The following is a 25,166-nucleotide window of genomic DNA, read 5'->3' as shown; positions in this document are numbered from 1 at the left end:
ATAACCATAAACCAATACTTTAAGCAACATCAAAGGATGATAGGATGATGTGCCTTTAGTCTGATAAGCTGATAATAAAGGTTCTACATTGATGCGATTGATAACCTCATTGACTACTCTAACTGTATGACTTTCAGGTATAAGCTCCTCTAAGGATGGAGGAAGCATCATGATTTGATGCTGATTATAGGGCTTGAAAACAGGTACTTTATTTGGCATTACATCTTATTGATTTACACTTAAATATAAGTAAATCAAGTATTTATACCAAAAAAATATGAAATTTATCTACTAAATTAACTCATTATTATCAAACAAAAAGAGACTGCCTTTTTGAGACAGCCTCTTTTTTTTATGCCTCAACCTCTTGAGTTTTCTTTTTAAACAATCTTTCTTTTATTCTTATCCTAATCAAATACATAGAAGGTACAAGAATTAAGGTTAAGAAGGTTGCGAAACTTAAACCAAATATCATGGTCCATGATAGAGGGCCCCAGAAAGCTACGTTATCTCCACCAAAGTAAATATGTGGATTACCTTCTGAGAATAGTTTAGCAAAATCTAAGTTTAAGCCTACTGCCAGAGGAACCAAACCTAACATGGTTGCAGTTGCTGTAAGTAGTACAGGCGTCATCCTAGTTCTACCCGCTTCTAAAACAGCCTCGAAAGGTTGCATTCCTTGTTCTATCATTAAATCGGCAAATTCTACCAATAAGATACCGTTACGCACCACAATACCTGCTAGTGCCACAATACCTACCCCCATCATCACGATAGACATTTCCATTTTAAATAAGCTAATACCTAACAATACCCCAATGATACTAAACAGAATTTCACTTAAAATGATGATTGGCTTACCTATAGAGTTAAACTGAATCACGAGGATAATTAGAATCAGGAAGAAAGCTACACCTAAGGCTAAACCTAAGAAAGCTGCTGTTTCTGCCTGCTCTTCTTGGGCACCAGCCATTTTAACCAACACGCCATCAGGTGCATTAAATTGATTAATTTCTCTTTGGATATTAGCTACAACTTCGTTCTCATTATAATCAGACAATACGTTTGATGATAAAATAATGATTCTTTTTTGTTGCTTACGCTTGATACCTCCGTAAGTATTTACATAATCAATATCAGCAAAAGAAGAAACTGGTACTTGACGAATCATACCGCCCATACCCATATCACGATAAGTAATTTTTAAGTTTCTAAGCGCCTCTAAACTATTGCGTTGGTCTTCCTGAGCTCTTACGTTAATTTCATAATCCTCATCCAAATCACGGAATTTAGAAACTTCTTTACCGTAAAGAGCAGTTCTTAAATCCAAAGCAATTTGTCCGGTAGAAATACCTTCACGGTTGGCTCTTTCTCTATCAATATCAAAAATAATTTCTGGCTTATTGTTTTGGAAGTCGGATTTTAACTCCTCAATCCCAGGTATATTTTTGGCTACTAAGTAGTTTTTTAATCTTTCTGATGTTACCACCAAAGAGTCTAAATCATCACCCGTAATTTCTATACTGATAGGTTTAGCTGTTGGCGGACCAGATTGTTCTTGGGTTACAGAAATTTCTGCTCCAGGAACACCTTTCACAGCTTCTCTTATGGCTGTCATATATTCTGTAGTTGGTTTGCCGCTACGCTTACCAAACTCCACAAAAGCTACGGTAACTTTACCACGGTTTGGATAATCGCCTTGATCTTCATCCTGAGGATCGGTTACACCTTTGGTTACGTTAGAGATAATAGAAGAAACATTTTGTTTTCCCATACTATCCACTACGGCTGTAACTTTAGCTTCAACTTTTTTGGTTACTTCGTTGGTATAAGCTTGATCTGTACCGACTGGTAAACTGATGTATACATAAGTAAAGTTAGGATCAGCTTCCGGGAAGAACACAAATTTAGGCTTCATAATCATGGTGAAAATGATAGAAAACACCAATAAACCTAAAGTACTTCCTAAAATAGTATAAGGCCTGTGTAACGCCCATTTTAAGAAATTGGCATATTTATCCTGATATCTTGGCCATACTTGATTTTGGAATTTATAGATAACTCTGTTAAGATAAAAATGCTGTAATAAGTAAAACAATGCTAATACAACTACCATATTACCAAAGCCAAAATCTATGATATAAGCTAAAACAGCAGCGCCAGCAAAGTATTTAAGCACCTTTTTAACTTGTTTATCAAAAGTTGGCTTATGGGTATCATCATGCTCATGAGCGGTCATAAAATCAACCGCAAAAACCGGGTTAATAATATAAGCTACCAGCAAAGAAGCTAATAGAGTGATGATGAGTGTTATAGGTAAAAAGAACATAAACTCGCCTATAATACCTGGCCAAAATGCTAGTGGAATAAATGGTGCTAGGGTTGTCATGGTACCAGAGAATACGGGTAAGAATACCTCGCCGGCGGCCATTTTTGCAGCTTGTTTAATAGGCACTTTTCCATTGTCGAAAATACGGTGTGTATTTTCGATAACCACCACAGCATCATCCACCACTATGCCTAAGGCAAGTAGGAAAGAGAATAATACAATCATATTCATGGTAAAACCAATGGTAGGCATCAGTAAGAAAGCCACACACATAGATAATGGTACCGATAATGCCACGAAGAATGCATTGGTAACCCCCATAAAGAACATCAATATCAGGGTAACCAAAATAAAACCAATGATGATGGTATTGATTAAATCGTGTAAAGTAACACGGGTTTGGTCTGATTGATCTCCGGTAGTAACAATTTCTAAGCCTTTAGGAAACTGCTTTGTCTTCATTTCGGCAATAACGGCCTCTATTTTGTCTGAGGCCTCAATTAAGTTCTCGCCAGAACGCTTTTTAACGTTTAGTGTAATTACATTTTTACCATATAAACGAGCAAACGATTCTTGCTCTTTAAAACCATCCACAACTTGCGCAATGTCTCTTAAATAAATAGAAGAACCAACAGGATTTTTAACCACGATATTGGCAATCTCCTCCGCAGAAGCAAATTCTTTTTTAATGTTTAAGGTACGTCTAACACCATCCATAGGAACAGTACCACCAGATGCTGAAACGTTTTCGTAACCTACCGCTCTTTCTATATCTGAAAAAGATATTTGTGCGGCGGCCATTTTGTTCATATCTACATTGATTTGAACTTCTGGGTCTAAAGCACCAACAATATCAACACCCGAAATTTCTGGTAAAGCCTCTATCCTATCTTTTAAGTCATCAGCATATTGCTTTAATGTTTTCAAATCATAATCTCCGGATAAGTTGAGATACATGATAGGCAAATCAGATAAATTAATATCTAAAACCTCTGGATCATCTGGTAAATCTGTAGGCAAATCTTGCTTGGCTTTATCTACGGCATCTTTAATCCTTTGTTTAGCATCTTTAATATCAACATCGGCATTAAATTCTGCGGTGATGAATGAAAAATCCTGATAAGAATTTGAGGTAACTTTTTTTAGCCCTTGCTGAGACTTTATTTGCTTCTCTAGCTGTTTGGTTACTAAATTCTCCATATTTTCTGGAGAAGTACCTGGGTAAACCGTAGTCACAAATATTTTAGGTATAGAAATCTCTGGGAAGTTTTCTTTAGGCAAGCTTACATAAGCAAAGTAACCTGCTATTAACAATATCACCGTAAGGACATAGATAGCAGTTTTGTTATCTATTGCCCAACTGGCGGGTTTAAATTCTTTTTGTACGTCTTTCATTGTTGTTTATTTAATCAACCCTGTTTTATAAACAGGTAAAAACATCTTATTTATAGTACGATTAAAACTTAACTAAATCACCTTCGTTAAGGTTGTTAAAGCCTATTGTGATAACTTTATCACCAGCATTTAAACTACTTAATACTTCTGCCATACCGTTATAAACATTACCTATTTTAACGGCTACACGTTTTGCCTTTCCGTTATCAGCAATTAGTAAGTAATCTCCTGCTTCTGATTTTTGTACTGCTTTGATGGGTACGGTTAAAGCATTTGCTTTCTCATAATCAACAATTCTTAAAACTGCTAACATATTAGGGCGATAGATTTTTTTGCTTGGCAAATTTACCTCTACACTAAAACTTCTTGAGGCTGGATCTATCACTTTAGAAGTGAAAGAAATTTTGGTGGTTAAAGAATCTTTAGCATCTGGAATAATGATTTCTACTTCATCACCTTTATCTATTCTTGAAGCGTAAGTCTCTGATAACAATGCTTTTGCTTTTAAATCATTAGCATTTACAATTCTTACACCTGGTGCACCTGGTTGTACAGCCATACCAATTTTCCAATCTAATTGGTCTATGGTACCATTAATTGGCGATTTTACTTTATACATAGCCGCTTGTTGTCTTAAAACCGCCATTTGCTTTTCTAAACCTTCTTTTTGGGTTTTAGCATTTAGGAACTGTACTTCGGTACCAATTTTTTGGTCCCAAAGATTTTTTTGACGGTTATATAAATTGGTGGCTAAATCTAACTGTGTTTGTAACTGCGCCATACTCTGACGAAGAACAGCATCATCTATCTGAGCTATAACTTGTCCTTTAGATACATTTTGGCCAATATTTACAAATATTTTGGTAAGCACACCAGCAGCCTCAGGGTTAACTTGTACGTTTTCTTCTGCATCTACCCTACCTTGTATTTCTATATAGTTTTTGAAGGTTGATGATTTAACTTCGTAAACATTAACATCTTTAGTTAAAGTGTCTTGATTAGAGCCTAGCTCGGCTTCAAGCTTTACTATTTTAGCATTTATTTCTGCTTGTTCTTTTTTAAGCTTATCTAGCTGTGCTTTCTTGTTATCATCGCCGCTTCCGCAAGCTGCTAAAAACACGATAACGGTTAGGTATATAAAATTTCTCATTGTATTATGGATTATATTTTTTTGATTATTCATTGATTTTACCGCTTGCTTTGTCTAAGTTAACTTTGTTCACTAAAGCATCATACAACACATTGATATAGTTATTTTCTGCCTCTTTTAAAGATGTTTGTGCTTGTGTAACTTCTATACTAGACCCCACACCTTGCTCGTATTTAATTTTAGAAACTCTTAAAATTTCGTTAGCTAAATTAAGATTGGCTCTTTGGTTGTTTAAAGAAGCTATACTATTTCTGAAATTGGTTGCGCTACTTTTAATCTCCAAATTGATATAGTTTTTAACCTGAAATAAATCATTATTTGACTTTTGTAGAGTAAGTTTTGCCTGTGCTACCCGGTTTGCTTTTTGAAAACCACTAAATATGGGTACGTTTAATTGTAAGCCTACTACTACCGTTGGAAATCTATTATCATAGAGCTGATTGAAATTATTACTTTGGAATTGGTAAGCGCCAGAACCAAAAGCAGCTAAACTGGGCAAGTATTGAGATTTATATCTTTTTAGGTCTAACTCGTTCAATTTAATTTGAGTTTGAGTTAAACTGTACTCAATTCTGCTTTTATAAGCAGTAGTATCTAATACCACTTCTTCTGTATCAGTTAAGTTAACATCAGCTATTTTACCCTCTACTATAAGCGTATGTTCTACTGGCATTCCAATTTGAAACTTCAACATTTGGTTGCCTAGCGCTAATAAACGTTTTATGTTTTCTCTTTCAGTAACTAGGTTATTATATAATACATTTAACCTATCTACATCAATTTTTTCTGCAAAACCATTTTCATTTAAAGCTTTTGTTTGTTTTAATTGCTCTTCTAATTGGCTAATATTTGCATTTAACAAATCTAATTGCTCATTATTTACCAAAACCATGTAATAAGCCTTTCTTACTGCTACATTGGTTTCTATCTTGGTTCTTGTAAAAGCTCTCTGAGAAAGTTCTTTAAAAGTTTTAGAGGCTTGTAAACCTACGATGTAACTACCATCAAATAAAAGCTGACTAACGTCTATACCTGTACTTGATTGATATTTAACCCCAAATTGTACTGGAGTAAAAGTACCTGGAGTACCACCAAAGATTTCTGAGGGTATCAAAGATGTTGGTATCTTCAAAAAATCCTGAAACGTTGCATTTCCACTAATTTGTGGTAAACCTATACCAATGGTTTCTTTTACTTTAGCATCGGCTATTTTCTTGTCTATATCTGCATTTAAAACATCTGTTTGATGCTTATAAGCATATTGTATACATTCTTCTAAGGTAAAACTATGTGTGGTTACCGTATCTGTTTGGGCCAGCAAAACAGAAGAAGAAATTAAACTTAAAATTGCTGCAAGCAGCATTCTGTTGGCTATCATGTGTTTACTATTTGTACTTGTCTTTATATTCTGTTATTAATTCTAATCCTTTTTGAGTTGCTACACCACATAAAAAATGGTTAGTAAGTTCGGTTATGACTTCATATAAACTATATTTTCCGCCTCGCACCAAGTCTGATTCAAACACCCAATCTATCTGGCTTACCCTTGAAGCTGCCAAAACTTCGATATTTAAATCATCGCGATACAACCCTTCTTTTATACCACGTTCTAAATTGATTTTACATTTCTGTAAAATATGACCATGTTTAAAATCTTTCATAATACCATTTGCTTCTGCATGATATTTCTCTAAATCGTAAAAAACTATCGGATTGATACCAGACAGGCTATCTTTTAAATAATTCATAATCTTGAACATCTCATCTATCGCGTTTTCAGCCTCGGCACTACAACAATCTAACTGACACTCATCTTCCTTTAAAATGGTGGTAAACATGTGGTTTACCAAATCATTCTTATCCTTAAAATTTACATAGAGTGTTTTTTTAGACATACCTAAATGCTTGGCAATGTCATCCATGGTAACACTGCGCAAACCGTATTTCATAAACAGTTTCTCTGCTTCTTTAATGATGTATAACTGCACTTCTTCCATAATTTCTAATCGCCGACAAAACTATGGAAACTTTTATCATTTCCAAAGTTTCCAATAAAAATTTTATTTTTCATAATTCAACGAGGTATTTTTCAAGAATCATTTCATCTTTCCTTAGCCTATCCCACTCATTTTTGTATTTTTGCAAAAATTTTTAACATGAGTTTATCTTCTTTATACGCAATTTCTCCAGTTGATGGCAGATATCATCAAGCAACTAAACAATTAGGTGAGTTTTTTTCTGAGGCTGGTTTAATCAAATACCGTGTTTTTGTAGAAATAGAATACTTTATAGCTTTATGCGAAGTAAAACTGCCACAACTTCAAAACTTTGATGCTAAAAAGTTCCTTGATTTAAGAAAGATTTATCAAGACTTTAGAGAAGAATATGCTTTAGAAATTAAAGAGATTGAAAAAACGACCAATCACGATGTTAAAGCTGTAGAATATTTTATTAAAAACAGATTTGATGAATTAGGCTTAGGAGAATTTAAAGAGTTTATCCATTTTGGTCTAACCTCACAAGACATCAACAATACGGCCATCCCTTATTCTTTGAAATTAGGTTTAGAACAAGTTATTTATCCAGAAATAGAGGCTTTAATTGCTTTATTAAAACAGTTAGCTACCGATTGGAAAGATATTTCTTTACTAGCACATACGCATGGGCAGCCAGCATCGCCAACTAAATTAGGTAAAGAAATTTTGGTTTTTGTAGAGCGTTTAGAAAAACAATACGAACAACTAAAAGCCGTTCCTTTTGCGGCTAAATTTGGTGGTGCTACCGGAAACTTTAATGCCCACCATGTAGCTTATGGCAACATCAATTGGCAAGATTTCGGTAATAAATTTGCAAACCAACAATTAGGTTTAAGTCGTTCTCAATACACTACACAAATAGAGCATTACGATAATCTGGCGGCACAATTTGATGCGCTGAAAAGAATTAATAATATCATATTAGATTTAGATAGAGATATGTGGACTTATATCTCTATGAACTACTTCAAACAAAAAATTAAAGCTGGCGAAGTTGGCTCATCTGCTATGCCACATAAAGTTAACCCTATTGATTTTGAAAACTCTGAAGGAAATGTGGGTATTGCAAATGCCCTTTACGAGCATCTGGCTGCTAAACTACCTGTTAGTCGTTTACAAAGAGATTTAACAGATTCTACAGTTTTAAGAAACGTGGGTGTGCCATTAGCACATACTTTAATTGCCTTAAAATCTACGGTTAAAGGTTTAAATAAATTATTGTTAAACCAAGATGCGATAGCTCAAGATTTGGAAGATAATTGGGCTGTGGTAGCAGAGGCCATACAAACTATTTTAAGAAGGGAAAACTACCCTAATCCTTACGAAGCATTAAAAGCTTTAACACGTACCAATACAGGTATAAATGCGGCTGTTATTGCTGATTTTGTGAATACTTTAGATGTTTCTGATGCTATAAAAGCCGAATTAAAACAAATTACACCAGCTAATTATACAGGAATATTTTAAAGTTCTAGATTAGACGATATATCATCTATAAATTAAGCTTTAAGCTTTGCGTAACTTTGCAAAGCTTAAAGTTTTTTAAGCCTAAATGTCTAAAACTTAACTTTGATTTTTAGCTAATATTGCATTTATAATCATATCAGCATGTTCTCTAGAGTTTTCTATAAACCAAAGATGTGTATCCATACCTCCACAAATTACACCAGCTAAATAAATACCCTCTCTATTGGTTTCCATAGTATCTGGATGGTGTTGAGGATATTGTTTTTCATCATCGGTTAAAGTAATTCCCATTTTATTTAAAAACTCAAAATTAGGTTGATAACCTGTTAGAGCTAAAACAAAATCATTTTCTAGGCACATTTCACCATCAGGGGTTTCAACAATAACTTCATTTGCTCTTATTTCTTTAATAGATGATTTAAAATACGCTTTTATAGCACCTTCTGCAATACGGTTTTTAATATCAGGTCTGACCCAGTATTTAACCCTCTCACCAATATCATCTGCTCTAACAATCATAGTAACATCAGCGCCTTTTCTATAACATTCTAAAGCAGCATCTACAGATGAATTACTAGCACCAACAACTATAACTTTTTGTAAAGCAAAATAATGGGGGTCTTTATAATAATGGTAAACTTTTGGCAAACCCTCACCAGGTACATTTAATAATACAGGTAAATCATAAAATCCAGTTGATATGATGATATTTCTAGATTGATATTTATTTTTAGATGTTAAAATTTCATAATATTGTTTTTTATCTAAAGCTTTTACTTCTTCAAAAAGCTTTATCTGAAGCTTGAATTTTAAGGCAACTCTGCGGTAATATTCTAATGCCTCGGACCGGGTAGGTTTTGGATGATTAGAAACAAAAGGAACATCGCCAATCTCTAACTTTTCTGATGTAGAAAAGAAAGTCATGTTTTGTGGATAATTGTAAATAGAGTTTACTAAACATCCTTTTTCTATAATCAAATAACTGAGCTTAGCTTGTTGCGCTTTTATGGCACAGGCTAATCCAATAGGGCCACCACCAATAATGATGATATCATAAACATCTTCCATAAATTATTTTGTTCCTATCACAAATAACGCAAGTTTTAGTTTTGAACAACGAATTCAAAATTTAGTTTAGCGTCTTCTGAATGAGAACCAATAAATAAGCCATATTTTCCTGATACCAAAGTTAAAGCTTGTTTAGTATCGTCCCATTTTTTTAAATCGTTGATAGGGATATTTATTTTAGTATTGGCTGATTGTTTTTGGTTTATGGATAATCTTTTATAATACCTTAATTCTTTTAAAGGCAACAACTTATTGTTTTGCGGATATTTGATATAAACTTGTAGCACCTCATCTCCGTCTTTGTTACCTATATTTTTAATATTTACAGCTGCATTTATAGTCTCGTTTTCTTTATAAACGTTTTGTGAGGGCTTGTTGTCCCAAGTATAATTAAAATTGGTATAGCTTAAACCATAACCAAAAGGAAAAAGTGCTTTACCTTTAAAATATTTGTAAGTTCTGTTAGCCATGTTATAGTCCTCAAAATCTGGTAAATCTTTATCAGAGGCATAAAAAGTTAAAGGCAATTTACCTGATGGATTATAATCGCCAAAAATAACATCAGCAATAGCGGTGCCTGCAGATTGGCCAGCATACCACGCATTGATGATAGCTGGTACATGAGCTGCTTCCCAAGGAGTAGCAATAGCGCTGCCAGTCATCATCACAAAAACAATGGGTTTTTGTGTTTTCTTTAAGGCTTTCATCAAATCTGTTTGAACCTGAGGCAACAAAATAGAAGTTCTATCGCCACCGTTAAAGCCCGGATAATTCACAGGCATTTCTTCGCCTTCTAATTGTGGAGAAATACCTCCTACAAAAATAAAAGCCTCAGCATCTTGATGTTTTTTAGCTAAAGCCTCAAAATCTTGCTTATAACGTGTTCCGGTTCTTAACTGAATAGATGCTTTTCCTTCTGTTTGCTGATATTCTACCACCAAACGATAAACTTTATCTTTTTCTATAGCTAGTTTAAATGTTTTTGCACCCCACCTGTTTCTTGTCCATGCGTTTAAAACTTCTTTACCATTGATGTAAAATTTATAACCATCATCCCCCTCCAGTTCAAAGGTTATTTCGCCGGTTTCATGTGCTTTATAATCTGTAGTATAACGGGCTGTAAAATGATAAGCTTTTAGATTATTAACTACTATTTGCCCCTCTTGCCAAAAGTTTTGTATTGATTTTTCATTTCTCACAAAAATTGGATTACCACTTAGATTCTGGTTATCAAAATATTCAGCCTTAAAACCTTGCTTACCATCGTATGAGAAACAATCATCAAGATTCATATAATTTAACAAGGTATCATTGGTAAAGTTAACAGCTTGTTCATATATCACTTTTGTTTGGGCTCCTACTTTATCTTGAATACCCTTTAATGCTGTAATGGTTGTAGACGGTATACCATTATAATTACCAAGTACAGCAATGGCATTATCAGCATTGGGACCTAAAACAACAATTTTCTTTAAGTTTTTATTTAATGGTAAGGTTTGGTTTTGATTTTTTAAAAGTACCATTGATTCTCTTGCCATTTTTAAGGCATGAGCCTGATGTGCTTGACTTTCTAAAATAGATTTTGGTGTTTGAGCATATTTTACTTTAGCAATATCATCAAACATCCCTAATCTAAAACGTATGGTAAATAACCTTTGTACGGAGATATCTATTTGTTTTTCTGATATTTTACCTTGTTTAACAGCATCTACCAATGCTTTGTAAGCGGCTGTTCCACAATCAATATCAGTACCATGTATTACAGCGTCTGCTGCTGCACTGGCGGCATCTGGATGTGTTTTATGGTTTTTATAAAAATCATCAATAGCCCAGCAATCTGAGGTTACATAACCTTTAAATTGCCATTGATTTCTTAAAATATCGGTCATCAAATCATCACTAGCACAACAAGGTTGACCTTTAAATGCATTGTAAGCACACATTACACCAGCAACTTTAGCATCAACAACTAAATCTTTAAATGCAGGTAAATAAGTATCCCATAAATCATACATGCTAGGAGAAACATTAAAAACATGTCTGGATGGCTCTGGACCACTATGAACAGCATAATGTTTAGCACAGGCTGCCGCTTTTAAATACTTAGGGTCATCACCCTGCAGACCTTTCACAAATGCTTTTCCTAAAGTTCCTGTTAAGTAAGGGTCTTCGCCATATGTTTCTTGCCCACGGCCCCAACGTGGGTCTCTAAAAATATTTATATTGGGTGTCCAATAAGTTAAACCCACATAACGCTGTCCCGATTTTCCGGTTTTAATGGCTTCATTATAGATAGCCCTACCTTCTAAAGCGGCATAATCTGCCATTTTATTTAAAGCATCAGGATTAAAGGTGGCTGCCATAGCAATTGCCTGGGGGAAAACAGTAGAATGATATGGTGTACGAGCTACGCCATGCAAAACCTCATTCCACCAGTCATATGCCGGAATGCCTAATCTTGGAATTGCAGGTGCAGCATTTAACATTTGAGCTACTTTCTCTTCTAAGCTTAATAAACTTACTAAATTTTGAGAGCGCTCTTCGGCAGTTAAACGGTCATCTTGAAATTTATAAGTTTGAGCCTGACTAAGGATAGAAAAAGTTAAAAAACAAACAATTATCAAATATTTCTTTAATTTCATAACACTTAATCTTATCTGATTCTTTTAAGTTGGATGGCATTTAAAATAGGTTCTGCTTTATTAGCTTGAAAGGAAATTGTTATACCTTCATTAGCTTTTGTACTCACACTTAATTTGGTTGAGAAAGCAGTTTCTGGCGTTAAAAATTCTTTATTACTTAGCTGTAAAGTTTGGTTATCATTTACAACAACAGCAAATACCCTCTCTGTAAATTTATCTTGCTGGTTTTGGTTACCTAAGTTATAAATTAAATCTTCCTTTTTTTCATCAGAAAGTAGCTCGGCAAAATGTAATATCAATTCGTAATCTCCGGCAGGAACATCAAATTTAAACTGCTCAATACCTATTCTTTGTGTTGCATAAATAGGATCTAAATCTGTATTCAGGATATTTTTATCGGTACCGTAGCTTTGTCTTTGACTGTTTTCTATAGAAAAAACTTTACCTCCAATATAACCCCAACTACCGGGTTTGTAAACTTGTTCTGGTATCCAAATTTGTCTACTTAAATTATCGTTAAAGTATCTATAATCTCCTAAACTAATATTTATATTTTCAAAGGGAATAACTGTATTGGCTAAATCGTCTGTTAACAGTTTAAAATTTATAACTAATTGATCTGTTATTTCTTCAAAACCGTTAATTTTTGCTGAAGCGATGAGAGTATTCTCGCCATTTACAAAAGGTACTTCAAAAGTGGCAATACCCAAAACTGATTTAGCCTCTGCTATAAATTTACCATTATGCTTTAAAGTTATATAAGGTTGATTACTAAATACTAATACAGTCTGATTAGAAGTTATATTTGAGTTAGAAACAGCAAAACCAGCCCTTAAATTCCATTCTTTAGAGCCTATTTGCAGATATGGTTTCTTTAATAAATTAGCTTGATAAAACCTGTATCCGTCTTTTGGTATTCTGTCCCAAGTCATGATACCTTTATTGTTGATATGCGGCATAGATTCAGTCCTTGTTTCCGAATTAAAATCAGCCAAATTCCAAATCATCCCTGCTGCTACGAAAGGTCTGTCTATCATAGCCTTTAAATAAGCTTGATGATACAGATTGGTATACTCCATTGATTTATCGAAACGAACAGGATTAAGACTATGTAAACGTGGGTCGGCATCAGCCCCATATTCGGTTATTAACAAAGGTTTATCAGGCAATTCTCGATGATGCTTGTCTAAAAAATCTGCAAAGCCATCTAATTTGCCAGAGTACCAACCTTGGTATAAATTCCAGCCTACTAGCATAGGAATTTTGGTTAACTTAACTTGTTGATATAAATCAAAATTACCATGATTTGGAATCATCGTATAACGAAAAGCGTCTTCCCTCCTAGTAATATTTTCTAGCTCCTCTGCTAGTTTTGTTATTTTATTAAAGTAAGCGATTTGCTCTGCTGAATTTTTCTCATGAGAAGGCAAGCGTAAAAGTACCTCATTCATATAAGCCCAAATAATTAAGCTAGGATGATTGTAATGCTGCCTTATCATCTCTAAATGCATCGTTTTAGCATTATCTGCAAAAGCATCAGACTCGGTAATTTGGTTTACGATAGGCGTTTCAACAGAGGCTAAAATACCTAACCTATCGCAAGCTTCTAAAATAGCAGGGTCTTGTGGATAATGTGCTATTCTTAAGAAATTACCACCCATTTCTTTTAATAAAACTACATCTCTTAGATGCATTTCATCTGTTAAAGCATGGGCCATATCTTTAAAATCTTGATGACGACTAGCCCCCATCAACTTTAAAGGTTTACCATTTAAGAAAAAGCCATTTTTAGCATCAAAACTAAACCATCTGAAACCTAAAGGATTAGAAATTTCATCTAAAACGATATTAGTTTTAATATCTGTTATAGAAGATATAAGACGGTATAGGTATGGAGATTCTGGAGACCATAATTGAGGATTTTTAAGGCCAATCATATTTTGGTTTAAACTTATTTTTTCTTGAGCTTTTGCTTGAAGTGTTTGTTTAATTTCTTTAATAATACCGCCTTGAGCGTTAACCAATTTATGACTAATGACCAAAGCTTTAGGGGCATTACTACGATTGATAAAAGCACCTTTGATATTTACCGATGCCTCTGAAGCTGATACTTTAGGCGTAGTGATAAAAACACCAGAAGAGGCGTAGTTATCCATATCAAAATGAACTTTATCTACCGCTTTTAAATAAACATCGCGGTATAAACCACCAAAAAAAGTAAAATCTGCCGTTAAAGGAGGAATATCAGGATGGTAAGTATTATCCACCTGAATAACTAATTCTTGAACTGTATTAGCACCATCTTCATTAAAAACAAGAAATGGGCTAATGTTAAAATTAAAGGCATTGTAACTACCAGTATGTTTTCCAACAAGCTTTCCGTTTAAAAACACGGTTGTAAGCTGTGCTGAACCTTCAAAATGTACATAGACAGTCTTATTTTTCCAGTTTGTAGGAATGTATATCGTCTTCTTATATGTTCCTAAACCACGGTAATAGCCGGGTTCATCATCCATGACATCAAATTTATTCCAGCTATGAGGAATAGATACCGTTTCCCAACTGCCTTGTGTATTATTTTGTGTAGTTCCTTTAGTAAACTGCCAATTAGTATTTATAGAGAAACTTTCTCTTACTTGGGCATTTACAGAAAAAGAAAATAATAGAAAAACAAATAATAGTAAAGTAGATGAATTTTTAATGTTCATGATTTATGGAATCGAAATAGGAAATTAATTTATAGCGATTGATGTTAAGTTGTTGCATTTTATGAACCAAAGCTTGGTAGGCTTTATAATCATTATCAAAAATCCCTTTATTAGCATCTCTATTAGATGGTTCGGCATTTTTATCTTCAGGGTCGTTATCCTGATACTTAAACCAGTGCCAACCTACACAATTTTTAGACTCTAATAATCCTAAGCAAAAGTTTTGATAAGCTTTGCCCCTATCTTCTTGAGTTTTCACTTGCCAGCCTGCACCAGAAATGTTTGGCAAGCCAGAATCCATACCTTTTGTATAAAACTCTGTGATGATGAACGGCTTGCCAGACCATTCTGTCCATTTAGCCATAAAAGATTTGGTTGGTGTCCATACGCCATAATAGTTGATAGATACGATATCTAAGTATTTCCCAACGGCTTTCATAAATTCTGGTATATTTTTCTCGCCAGAGTAAAACCTACTTCCAATAATCATGTGGTTAGCATCATACTTTTTGATGGCTTTAGAAACGATAGAGAAATATCTATCCCCAACATAAGCTAAAAAAGCTTTTCTGTGTTCATCAGTAATATCAGCTTGTTCAATACCTTTATCAGTAAGCCATTTTTTAGCAGCTTGGTAGCCATAATCCTGAGGATTTTTTATACTTAAATAGCCATCTAAATTTTTAAGGTTAAATGGCAATTCATTGTCAGTAAAATATCCAAATAAGTTTGGATCATCTTTATAAGCAACTAATTTTTGAGCCTGCTCATCACAATATTTTTCAAAATCGGGGTCGAATACAAAAATGGCATTCCCTAAGAAACCTGTATGCCCAGGAACGACAAAAGTACCACCTCTTTTTTTTCCATAAGAGGCCATAAAGCTTAAATTTAAACTATAAACAAAGGGCTTTTCTGTTTTATTATTTTTGATGATTAAATCATTTCTAGACCAAGAACCAGAAGAATTAAAACCCATTTTTTGAAGTTCTTGTGTGGTATTTTTCATCCATAAATCTTCATTTTTAAATAAATGGTTAAAAGCTTCTTTATTTCTTATAGATGCGCCAGGGCTTATAGCATTAACACTAACATTAGTACCCAAATAACCTTCTGCGTCTACTATCCACCATCTGTCTTTAACTTTTTCTGTTCTAAAAAAGCCGGTAGCCTTAAGTTTGTATTCCTTTTGGCTACCGTACTTATTTAAGTCGGACTTTGTTAGCGGTACAAAATCCGTCATATTATCAATTAACCTTGTTTCATAAAGTTTCCAATCTGAGTATTTAGAACTTCCTGATGCATTTGCACTTCTGGTTTTAGCATCTACATATTCGGGCTTATAGTTGCCACTTTGCTGTGCATAAGTATTTATAGAAACAGCTATTAAAATAAGAGCGTAGAAAAGTGCAGTTGCTTTAGTCATTATTATTGAAGTTGAATTTTTGATGATTTTGTTAAACCTTGTGTGCTTGCTTGTATAAGGTAAGTGCCTTGCCCTAATTTACTTTTTAAGGATAAAGATTTAACGGTATTATTTAAAATATCAAATTGTTCTTGATATACAAGCCTACCTAGCATATCAGTTATCATTAAAGTTGTTGTTTTACCTTCAAACTCAGATAAATTAACATTGATAACATCTGTTGATGGGTTAGGATATATCATTAAACTGGTATTATCTGATGAATTTAAGCTAAAATTAACAGATTTGACACCTTTCTCTGTAAACTTACCATCGTAATCATACTGTAGTAACTTATAATAGTTAGTACCTATTGCCGGATTGATGTGTTTGAAAGAATAAGTATGAGCAGCATTTGTGGTACCGTTGCCTTTTACTTTAGCTATAGTTGTAAAATTATTAGCTGTAGTAGCATGCTGAATTTCAAAATAATCGTTAATTCTTTCGGAAGATGTAGCCCAGCTAACATCTACTTGATTAGCATTTTTAATAACTTTAAAATCCTGAAGTTCTACAGGTAATGTTTGTGTTAATAGATATTCTCTTAAACGATATACGTCTTGTCCAATTTCTGTAAAAGACTGACGCATAGGCTCCCACCACCTATATTCTACATCTAATAAGCCTTTATTATCACCTTTTGTTGGATCTGCCGGATCTAAAGGAGTGTCTTTATATTCGAAATATTGAAATCCAACACTCGATTTATTCTTCAAAGTAGTCAGGGTAAAATTTTCAAAATAATCGGCTCTGTCTTGTTGTGTTAAAACTCTAAAACCAGCACCTAAACTGTTAGGCAAACCAGCATCGGCAGCTTGAGCGTAAAACTCACCAATTAAGAAAGGTTTATTTGAGTTGGCTGCCCAAACATCATATCTAGCGTTTAATTCTGCTTCTGTCCAAACGTTATAATTATTAACAGAAACTACATCGCAATGTAAAGCGGCACTTTGAAATAAGAAAGGGTTTTGCAAATCCTGATGTAAACGACTACCCAAAAACAAATGGTTAGGGTCTCTTTCTTTAATAGCCGTATTACAAACTTCATAATATTTAGCAGCTACAACCCCCGGCCATTCTTGCTTATCGGCATTGTTAGGAGCCACTAAATTACCACCATGTCTACTTTTCATCCAGTTTACAGCGGCTATATAATTTGGATCAGTATCAGCAGCAGCCTGACCGCCGTAAAAAGAAACATCAAGCCATTTTTCTATTAAACTAGGCCCTGTAAAAGCATTGGCTAAAGGCACTTCATTATCAGAAAAATAACCTACCAAGAATTTATTTGTTATTTCTGCAGTAGTAATTTCGGCGGCAGCTCTATTTCTACAATACGTTAAAAAGGCAGCATCAAAAACAGGAATAATAGAATTATCATAAAGTGTTCTTGTTCTGGTGTCTACACCTCTGTAATTTAAAGCAAAGTTTAACCTAGATGTCCATGGAATTTTATTATTAATAGTTTCATCAGAGAAATTTCCTATGGTGTTAGCATAAATACTAGTTAGTTGATTTACAGGTTCTACACCGCCACCTTTAAGTACAACGTTTACGCCCATCATGTAAAATAAATGCCCATCAGGGTCTAAAAAATGCCACACGCCAGTAACTGGGTCTTTATAGGTGCTAAAATATCCTGTACCTGTACCTTTATCATCAGCCAGCGAAGCTCTGTAAGGTGTTAAAGCCTCAACACGAGTAACGCCACTTACAACATTAGTAGCATAAGTATTACCATTTTGGGCAGTTATATTTTTATTAGAGATGGTATAACCTGTAAATGTTGGAGGCGCTGGGGCTGTATCTACAATAAAATTATCTATAGCGTAGCTAGGTCTATCGTTTGAACTTGCTGGATTATTATCGCCAGAAATATATCTTAAAATCCATCTTAACTGTAAAACAGGAACATTACTGCATTCTTCTGGCAATATGAAGGTAAAGTTTTGTAAACTCTGGCCGTTTGTACCTGATGTTTGTGCAGTTGTACCATTTCTTACCGTATTATTTACATTGGTAAACTCTCCGCTAGTACCAATACGATATTGTAAAACTAACGATGTAACCAAATTTAAGGTAGTACCGTTATAAACGTTACGTATAACCATGGCATCAAACTTAACCCTTACTCTTTGAGTAACACCAGCTGTATTTAATGCTACCATAATGGTATTATCTGATGAGTTTCCACTTTTAAAACCTATTTTTCCTGCAAAGTTGTAAACATTGTTACCCGTTGAAGCGGCAGTTCCATTCAATATGGTATTTATATTTACTCTAGGCTCTTTAATACGTGGATTTACCGAACCACCTGGAGCAGATTCTTCAACATTCCATCCATACCAACCTGCGGGATAGGTTGTTCCCATATTATCAAAATTTTGAGAATAGCCACCCGCAACGCTTACTGCAGTTGGATGAGTAACCGTAGCTTGGCCAAACACTACATTTGTTGAGGCTAAAAAAAGCGAGCCAACAAATAGTTTTTTTAAGTAATTGTATTTCATAAAATGCCTTTAAAATGATTTAAGAATTGGTTTATTTTGAGCAATAAAGCCCTATCCTATCTTGAAATAAGATAGGGCCTACATTGTATTTAGATTTTACTATCTGATATTAATAGCTAGATTAACGATGTCATTATAAATACCACCTTGAAAGTCTTTAGCTTCTACAGCAAAAGAATCTGTACCTGCTGTAGTGCCTGCATATAGATATTTAACAACTCCTCTGGTTATTTGCTCTTGTGTAAAAGATGAATTTACGTTAGCAGGTAAACCATTGATAACGATAAAACCATTTTGAGGTAAACTAGTAATGGTAAAAGTTATATTTTTATTAGCAGTACCTGTAAATTGTAACTCGTTTAAAGTTAAAGCTTTAACTTTTTTTGATAGCTCAACATCTAAAGGATTATTATTAACAGGGCTAATAATGGTTACAGGAGGACTGTTTAGAATAATCCTAGCTCTGAAACGACCACCATCAAACTCTTTTGTTCTAAAGCCAATGGTTTGGTCGGCAGAAATAGATGCACCAATATTCATGAAGGTTTTTCCATTCGCTAACGCAGAAATGTAAACGGGTGAAATATCAACATTTTGCCAAGTATTTCTTAAAGCTGTAGTGACATTTATACTTGCTATTGGAGAGGCTCCATACACAGGCATATTATTCCAATTTACGGTTAGCTCATTAAAATCTACATTTTGGTCTTCATAGAAATTTAAATTTGCTGGTCCGGTAATATTATGAAAATACATTTCTAATTTAACTGTACCAATTCTATCATTAAATCTAGGTTGTCTTACAGGGAACTGCGTTAATATCCTTCTAGCAAAATTGGCGTTGTTACCTGTGGCGTTTACTAATTTTGTAATGGTTTCTAGTAAAGTACCGTGGTTTCTATTTTTATTTGCGGTACTTCCGTTTTGGTTGTAAGTATCTTTTGATACATAAATGGTATCACTTAAAAAATCAACTAAATTAGTATTAATACTATCAGGAGGATTAACTGCACCAATATAATGGGTAAAGTTATTGACAACATGCCCCGCACCATTCTTAAACTCTAGATTTTGAGTTCTAACTGATGTACTTATTGAATTTGAAGTTGTTGGAGAATTAACTGTTAAAACATATTCGTTTGATACAGTAACCGTTCTGCTAAAGTATAAGCTATCATTACTTAAACTTACAAAAGCTGTGTTTTTACCTGCTTCTAAATCAAAAGAACGCACTTTTGTATCTGTAATAAGATTTAACAATAAATTTTTTAGTACAACGGGAGGCACATCTGTAACTGTAGCATAACCCAATCCTGTTAAAAATGATCTTAAAGTATTATTTGTGGGTATAATTACTGTCAAGCTTGCATCTTGCTGATTTAATAAATCTTTTAAGCCAGCATGTTCTATAGCTCTTCCAAATAAACCAACGTTTGTAGAATCATTTTCATGAAAGTTATTTTCAGATAAAAATTCCCAAATGGTTTTATTTAATAGATTTTGTCCGGCTGGCTGATGGTCAATATCAACACTTTTAAGGACAGAAAATTTTTCACAGGAAGTTAAGCCGATAGCTACTATCAGCAAACAAACCATTGATTTTATTAATGCTTTCATATTTTCCTGATTTATTTATAGAAATTATTTTGCTCTATTAAAGGGTTTTGTCTAATGATATTAAGGTTGATAGGGAATAATATATTCTCTGCGTTAACTACAAGGGGGCGTTCTGTATTATTAACGGTTACTTTGGTAGTAAATACCCTGCCAGTTCTTACCAAATCAAACCATCTTTTACCTTCAAAACATAGTTCTTTTTGTCTTTCTTCTAGAATTACATCATGAGCTTCTTGTACACTTAACGCTAAAAACGCTGCTTTTGCATCTAAACCTGTAGGTCCTGTAATATCATTATTATAATTGTTGGTTGAAGAAGCTATGCCAAAAACACGCTCTCTCACCTTTCCTAGTAAGGCCCAAGCACCATTTCTATCTCCTTTTAATGTTAAAGCTTCAGCTCTCATCAACATTATATCTGCTAAACGGTAAAGGATAACATTTTTATCATTAGCAGTAACCCTATCAAAGGTTCCTTTGGGGAACATTTTAAATATCTGAACATCAGATTTAAAATTAGCAAACACTCTTAAATCAGTCGGGAGAAATTTTGATGCAAATTCTGATTTGGCAAAATACTGAGCTAAACCCGGTCCACCTCCAAATAAAGAAATTAACCCTGATGTGGTACCTTCATCAAAGCTAAAGGCCATTTCAAAGATAGACTCAGGACCGAAACCATCAATAAACATTTTGGCGTATTCTGTATTATCAATATCAACCTGTGGTCTTGCCAGATAATCTATAGCAGGGTCATATAAATTAGCTAATCTGTATTGGGAGTTACCTAAAATTCTTGCTGATGTAACTAAAGCGCTATCTAAATCATTTCGCCACATGTAATAATCAGTTAATATAGCATCAATTCCACCTCTGGTTAAAGTTGCTCTGGTTTTTCTAGCATCGCTATAAGATACAGGTAACAAAGGTTGTGCTCTTAACAAATCCGCTACTATTTGATTGTAAACCTGTATACTATCGGTACGAGGGGTTTTAAATGCATTAATATCACCATTACTTATAACAGGTTCTGTAATTAATGGTACTGCTCCCCAAACTTTAACCATATACAAATAGCAAAGTGCTCTTAAACCAAGTGCTTGACCTAAAACTCTGTTATACTCAGCATCTTGATTTACATACAAACCTTTAGCCCTCATTTCTTGAACATTTTTGATGATGAGGTTAGCTTGACCTATAACACGATAGAAATTTGTCCAATCGGTTAAACCTAAATCAGGGTTGAGGGTGTTATTTTGTAATGCTAGAGTAGTTACATTATCAGGTCTGGTAACCTCTAAAATATCAGCTCTGGCTTCACCATAACTGATAAACTCTGTATTTAAGGTAGATTGCAATCGGAAATATGCACCACTTAAAGCTGCACTAGCTTGTGCGGGCTCGTTCCAAAAATTATCATAAGTATATTCTGTAAGTGGATCTTTATCTAAAACCGAGTTACAAGAGGCAAATACAACTAAAAAGCTGATTGCTATGAGAATATGTTGAATTTTAGTTTTCATATAATTAAAATTTAACGTTTAAGGATAGGTTATAAGAACGAGTTTTTGGGAAAGCACCATTATCAATACCAAAGCCTAATGGATTAGCGCCAGAACTTACCTCGGGGTCGTAACCAGTATAGCTTCCTAGGGTTAAAAGATTTTGTACGTTTATACCAATATTAGCATTGGTTAAACCCAATTTGCTGATTGTTTTTGCAGGTAAACTATAAGATAATGCCACATTTTGGAATCTGATAAAAGAACCATCTTCAACAAATCTGCTACTGATAGCATAGCTTTGCATCGGGTCTCCTTTAACCAATCTTGGTATATCGGTTACATCTCCTTGCTGTCTCCATCTTCTTAATTGTTTATCAGAATAGTTAGGGTCAAATTGGTTACTATCCTGATTTCTATTTAATTGGTTGAAGATTTGATTACCAAAAACATAATTTACAAATACACTAAATGTAAAACGTTTGTAAGCAAAAGTATTTTGCAAACCGCCAAATGCTCTAGGTGTTGGGTTACCAATAATTTGTAAATCATTGATATCTATAATTCCATCGTCGTTGATGTCTTCATAAATTACATCCCCACCTTTGTAAATATCACCATTAGCAGAGCCTCTTCTGTATTGCGAAGAAACACCATTTGCATCTATATAAACATTATCTTCATCCCTAGCATAAATACCTAAAGCTCTAAATCCGTAGAAAACACCAACTGCTTCGCCAACTCTTGCTAAACTAAAAGGATTTGGACGGTAATCTTCTCCACCAGGTAAAGATGTTACCCTATTTCTATTAGTACCCAAGGTAAATGAAGAAGACCACCTAAAGGCTTTGTCTATGATAATTCCATCAACACTTAACTCAAAACCTTGATTACTTAAGCTTCCAAAGTTGAAAGGAATAATGCTGTAACCTGTTTGTGAAGGTATTTGTACGTTAAATAGTAAATCGTCGCTGTTTTTGGTATAATAATCGGCTGTAAGATTTAATCTTCCTTTAAGGAAAGATAAATCAACCCCTAAGTCAAACTGCTTTGTGGTTTCCCATCTTAAATCATTATTACCCAAAGCATCAGCAACCAAAGAAAGTTCACCTAAATAAGAACCTGCTCTTGTAATAGCTCCTTGAGAAGCATAATTACCAATACTTTGATTTCCAGTGATACCATAACTAGCTCTAATTTTTCCATCATAAAGCCATTTATAGTTCTTCATGAAAGATTCTTGAGAAAATCTCCATCCACCAGATAAAGAAGGAAAATAAGCATTTTGATAGCGCTCGCCAAACCTTGAAGAACCATCTCTACGCATGATAAAGGAGAATAAATACTTTCCTTTATAATTATAATTAGCCCTAGTAAAATAAGAAAGTAATACGTTTTGCTGCTCGCTTTGGCTAAAGTTTGCTATACTAGCAGAACCACTAATAGAAGTTATTTGATTATCAATATTTCCGATACCTCTTACGAAAGTAGCATTGGAATTAAATATTTGATAAGACTGCCCTAATAATAAACTTAAGCTATGGTCTTTTTTAATTTTAGTGCTATAAGATAAAGTATTAACATTTTCAAACATGGTTCTTAGCTCGGGACGGTAATCACTAAAAACAGATCTGCCTGAAGAGTTAGTTGCCAAAATTGGGGGCGAGTAATAAAATGCCTCTGTATTACTAAAATCTAAGGCTATACTACTTTTAAATTCTAATGCTTTAGTAATATTAGCACCAACTTCTTGCTTTCCAATTAATCTCCAACGTTTAATATCATTGGTAACAAATTGTGCTTGTGCTAAAGGGTTGGTTTTAGAAGCCTCAAATAAAGGAATAATATTACCTGTTATAGGGTCGTAAGGAGCATAAACAGGCATGGTAGTTAAATACCTTGAGATAATGCTATTATCCTGTCTATTATACCCATAATTAGAAAGATTAAAAGTTGTAGAACCTTTTATAGCATTACTGATTTTGTAATTTACTTTAGCATTACCAAAAATTTGGTTGTATTTAGTTTCTACAACTATGGGTGCTAAATCTCTAAAACCTGCACTTATGTAGTAGTCAACGTTTTTCTCTTTTGAGCTACCACTAACGCTAAAATCTAGCTTTTGCTGATAAGTTTCGCGGTACATGATGTCTTGCCAATTAAATGAATTTCTAAAGTATGGATGTAAAGAATCATACAAAGGCACCCTATTAGGAGGTACTCCGGTTGCATTAAAATTAGCATCGTAATTTGCTTCTCTAAATTGAGCAGCATTAAGATTTCCAATTTTTCTGGATATACTTACCAAACCACTGTTATAAGCAAAGTTCATAACTGGCTTGCCTGCAGCACCTTTTTTGGTAGTGATGATGATAACGCCATTAGATGCTCTTGCCCCATAAATAGAGGCTGTACCAGCATCACGTAGAACCTCTATAGATTCTATATCTGCCGGGTTAATATCATTTAAAGGACTAAAAGAAGCTCCATCGTTTAATGATTCAAAAGCATCATTATTAACTGCAACTCCATCAATAATGTATAAAGGTTGACTAGCTCCGTTAATAGAAGAAACACCTCTTAAAGTTATATTAGCACCCGCACCAGGCTCGCCAGAATTGGAGGTAATTTGTAAGCCAGCTATTCTTCCTTGTAAACTAGTATTGATAGAACCACCAGCAAACTGATCTATTTGATCTGCCTTGATAGAACTAACCGAGCCGGTTAGCTCTCTTTTTGTTTGTGTACCATAACCAATAACTACAACTTCATCCAAATCTTTAAAAGACTCTTTTAATTGTATATTGATATTTCTTTGATTACCAACTACTTTTTCTTGGGTTTCAAACCCTAAATAAGAAAATATTAAGGTTGCATTATCTGTTGTTATATTGATATTATAACTACCATCAATATCTGTTAAAACGGTGCTATTTATATTTTTTACCTTTACTGCAACACCTGGCAGGGGTTCTCCTTTAACATCAGTAACAATACCTTTAATAGGAATTTTAGTTTGTGAAAATGCATTTGTACAGAGCAAACACATGAAAACAAAAACTCCTAAAAAACGGGGTATTCCGTAGTTTTGATAAAATTGTTTCATATCATTAATTTAAATTGGTTAGTAAAGAGATTAAGATGCTCTTAGTTCAATATCATTAAATCAATCCTAAATCAAAAAAGAATTAAGACTGTGGTTTAATAAATTGGTTTAGCTTATACTATTAAATGAAAGAAAAGAAACATAACAAGAATTAATGATGCAGCTACTAAC

14 protein-coding genes are annotated in these 25,166 nt (G+C 34.0%); 1 reads left to right on the top strand and 13 read right to left on the bottom strand.

Going from position 1 to position 25,166, the window contains the following annotated elements; genetic code table 11:
- The 5 genes from H510_RS0106600 to H510_RS0106580 all read right to left on the bottom strand — a co-directional run.
- A partial coding sequence (locus tag H510_RS0106600) for a transposase (RefSeq protein ID WP_026903600.1) occupies positions 1-219 on the bottom strand: 219 nt, incomplete at its 3' end.
- Between the two features lie 133 nt (positions 220-352).
- Entirely contained in the window at positions 353-3,724 is a 3,372-nt protein-coding gene (locus H510_RS0106595) for an efflux RND transporter permease subunit (RefSeq protein ID WP_026903599.1), read from the bottom strand.
- A gap of 61 nt (positions 3,725-3,785) precedes the next feature.
- On the bottom strand, positions 3,786-4,874 hold the full coding sequence (locus H510_RS0106590) for an efflux RND transporter periplasmic adaptor subunit (RefSeq protein ID WP_026903598.1): 1,089 nt from the start codon (positions 4,872-4,874) through the stop codon (positions 3,786-3,788).
- Positions 4,875-4,899: 25 nt separating this feature from the next.
- Positions 4,900-6,252 carry a TolC family protein gene (locus H510_RS0106585; RefSeq protein ID WP_026903597.1) on the bottom strand — a complete coding sequence of 451 codons (1,353 nt, stop codon included), beginning with the start codon at positions 6,250-6,252 and terminating at the stop codon, positions 4,900-4,902.
- 7 nt (positions 6,253-6,259) lie between these two features.
- Complete coding sequence (locus H510_RS0106580) at positions 6,260-6,871, bottom strand: TetR/AcrR family transcriptional regulator (RefSeq protein ID WP_036692157.1); 612 nt, start codon at positions 6,869-6,871, stop codon at positions 6,260-6,262.
- A gap of 159 nt (positions 6,872-7,030) precedes the next feature.
- Between H510_RS0106580 and purB the strand changes: the two genes are divergently transcribed.
- On the top strand, positions 7,031-8,377 hold the full coding sequence (purB, locus tag H510_RS0106575) for an adenylosuccinate lyase (RefSeq protein WP_026903595.1): 1,347 nt from the start codon (positions 7,031-7,033) through the stop codon (positions 8,375-8,377).
- Positions 8,378-8,473: 96 nt separating this feature from the next.
- Here purB and H510_RS0106570 read toward each other — a convergent pair whose 3' ends face one another.
- The 8 genes from H510_RS0106570 to H510_RS0106535 form a co-directional block, all read right to left on the bottom strand.
- Entirely contained in the window at positions 8,474-9,445 is a 972-nt protein-coding gene (locus H510_RS0106570) for a YpdA family putative bacillithiol disulfide reductase (protein ID WP_026903594.1), read from the bottom strand.
- A gap of 35 nt (positions 9,446-9,480) precedes the next feature.
- Positions 9,481-12,087, bottom strand: a complete 2,607-nt coding sequence (locus H510_RS18400; protein ID WP_051291090.1) for a glycoside hydrolase family 3 protein — start codon at positions 12,085-12,087, stop codon at positions 9,481-9,483.
- Positions 12,088-12,098: 11 nt separating this feature from the next.
- The gene (locus tag H510_RS0106560; RefSeq protein WP_036692155.1) at positions 12,099-14,795 is read right to left on the bottom strand and encodes a glycoside hydrolase family 2; all 2,697 of its coding nucleotides are present in this window, start codon (positions 14,793-14,795) and stop codon (positions 12,099-12,101) included.
- Entirely contained in the window at positions 14,785-16,221 is a 1,437-nt protein-coding gene (locus H510_RS0106555) for a hypothetical protein (RefSeq protein ID WP_036692154.1), read from the bottom strand. Before H510_RS0106555 ends, H510_RS0106560 begins: the two co-directional genes overlap by 11 nt.
- A 2-nt stretch (positions 16,222-16,223) precedes the next feature.
- On the bottom strand, positions 16,224-18,770 hold the full coding sequence (locus H510_RS0106550) for a T9SS type A sorting domain-containing protein (RefSeq protein ID WP_026903591.1): 2,547 nt from the start codon (positions 18,768-18,770) through the stop codon (positions 16,224-16,226).
- 99 nt (positions 18,771-18,869) lie between these two features.
- A complete protein-coding gene (locus tag H510_RS0106545; RefSeq protein ID WP_026903590.1) occupies positions 18,870-20,387 on the bottom strand; it encodes a CBM96 family carbohydrate-binding protein in 1,518 nt (505 codons plus the stop codon).
- Positions 20,388-20,398: 11 nt separating this feature from the next.
- Entirely contained in the window at positions 20,399-21,910 is a 1,512-nt protein-coding gene (locus H510_RS0106540; RefSeq protein ID WP_026903589.1) for a RagB/SusD family nutrient uptake outer membrane protein, read from the bottom strand.
- A 4-nt stretch (positions 21,911-21,914) separates the two neighbouring features.
- Positions 21,915-24,995 carry a SusC/RagA family TonB-linked outer membrane protein gene (locus H510_RS0106535; protein ID WP_026903588.1) on the bottom strand — a complete coding sequence of 1,027 codons (3,081 nt, stop codon included), beginning with the start codon at positions 24,993-24,995 and terminating at the stop codon, positions 21,915-21,917.
- Positions 24,996-25,166: the final 171 nt, after the last annotated feature.

The sequence above is a fragment of the Pedobacter glucosidilyticus DSM 23534 genome (assembly GCF_000425145.1).
GTDB lineage: Bacteria > Bacteroidota > Bacteroidia > Sphingobacteriales > Sphingobacteriaceae > Pseudopedobacter > Pseudopedobacter glucosidilyticus.
Note: the sequence above shows the minus strand (reverse complement) of the source record. Positions and strands in the feature narration are given on the sequence as shown.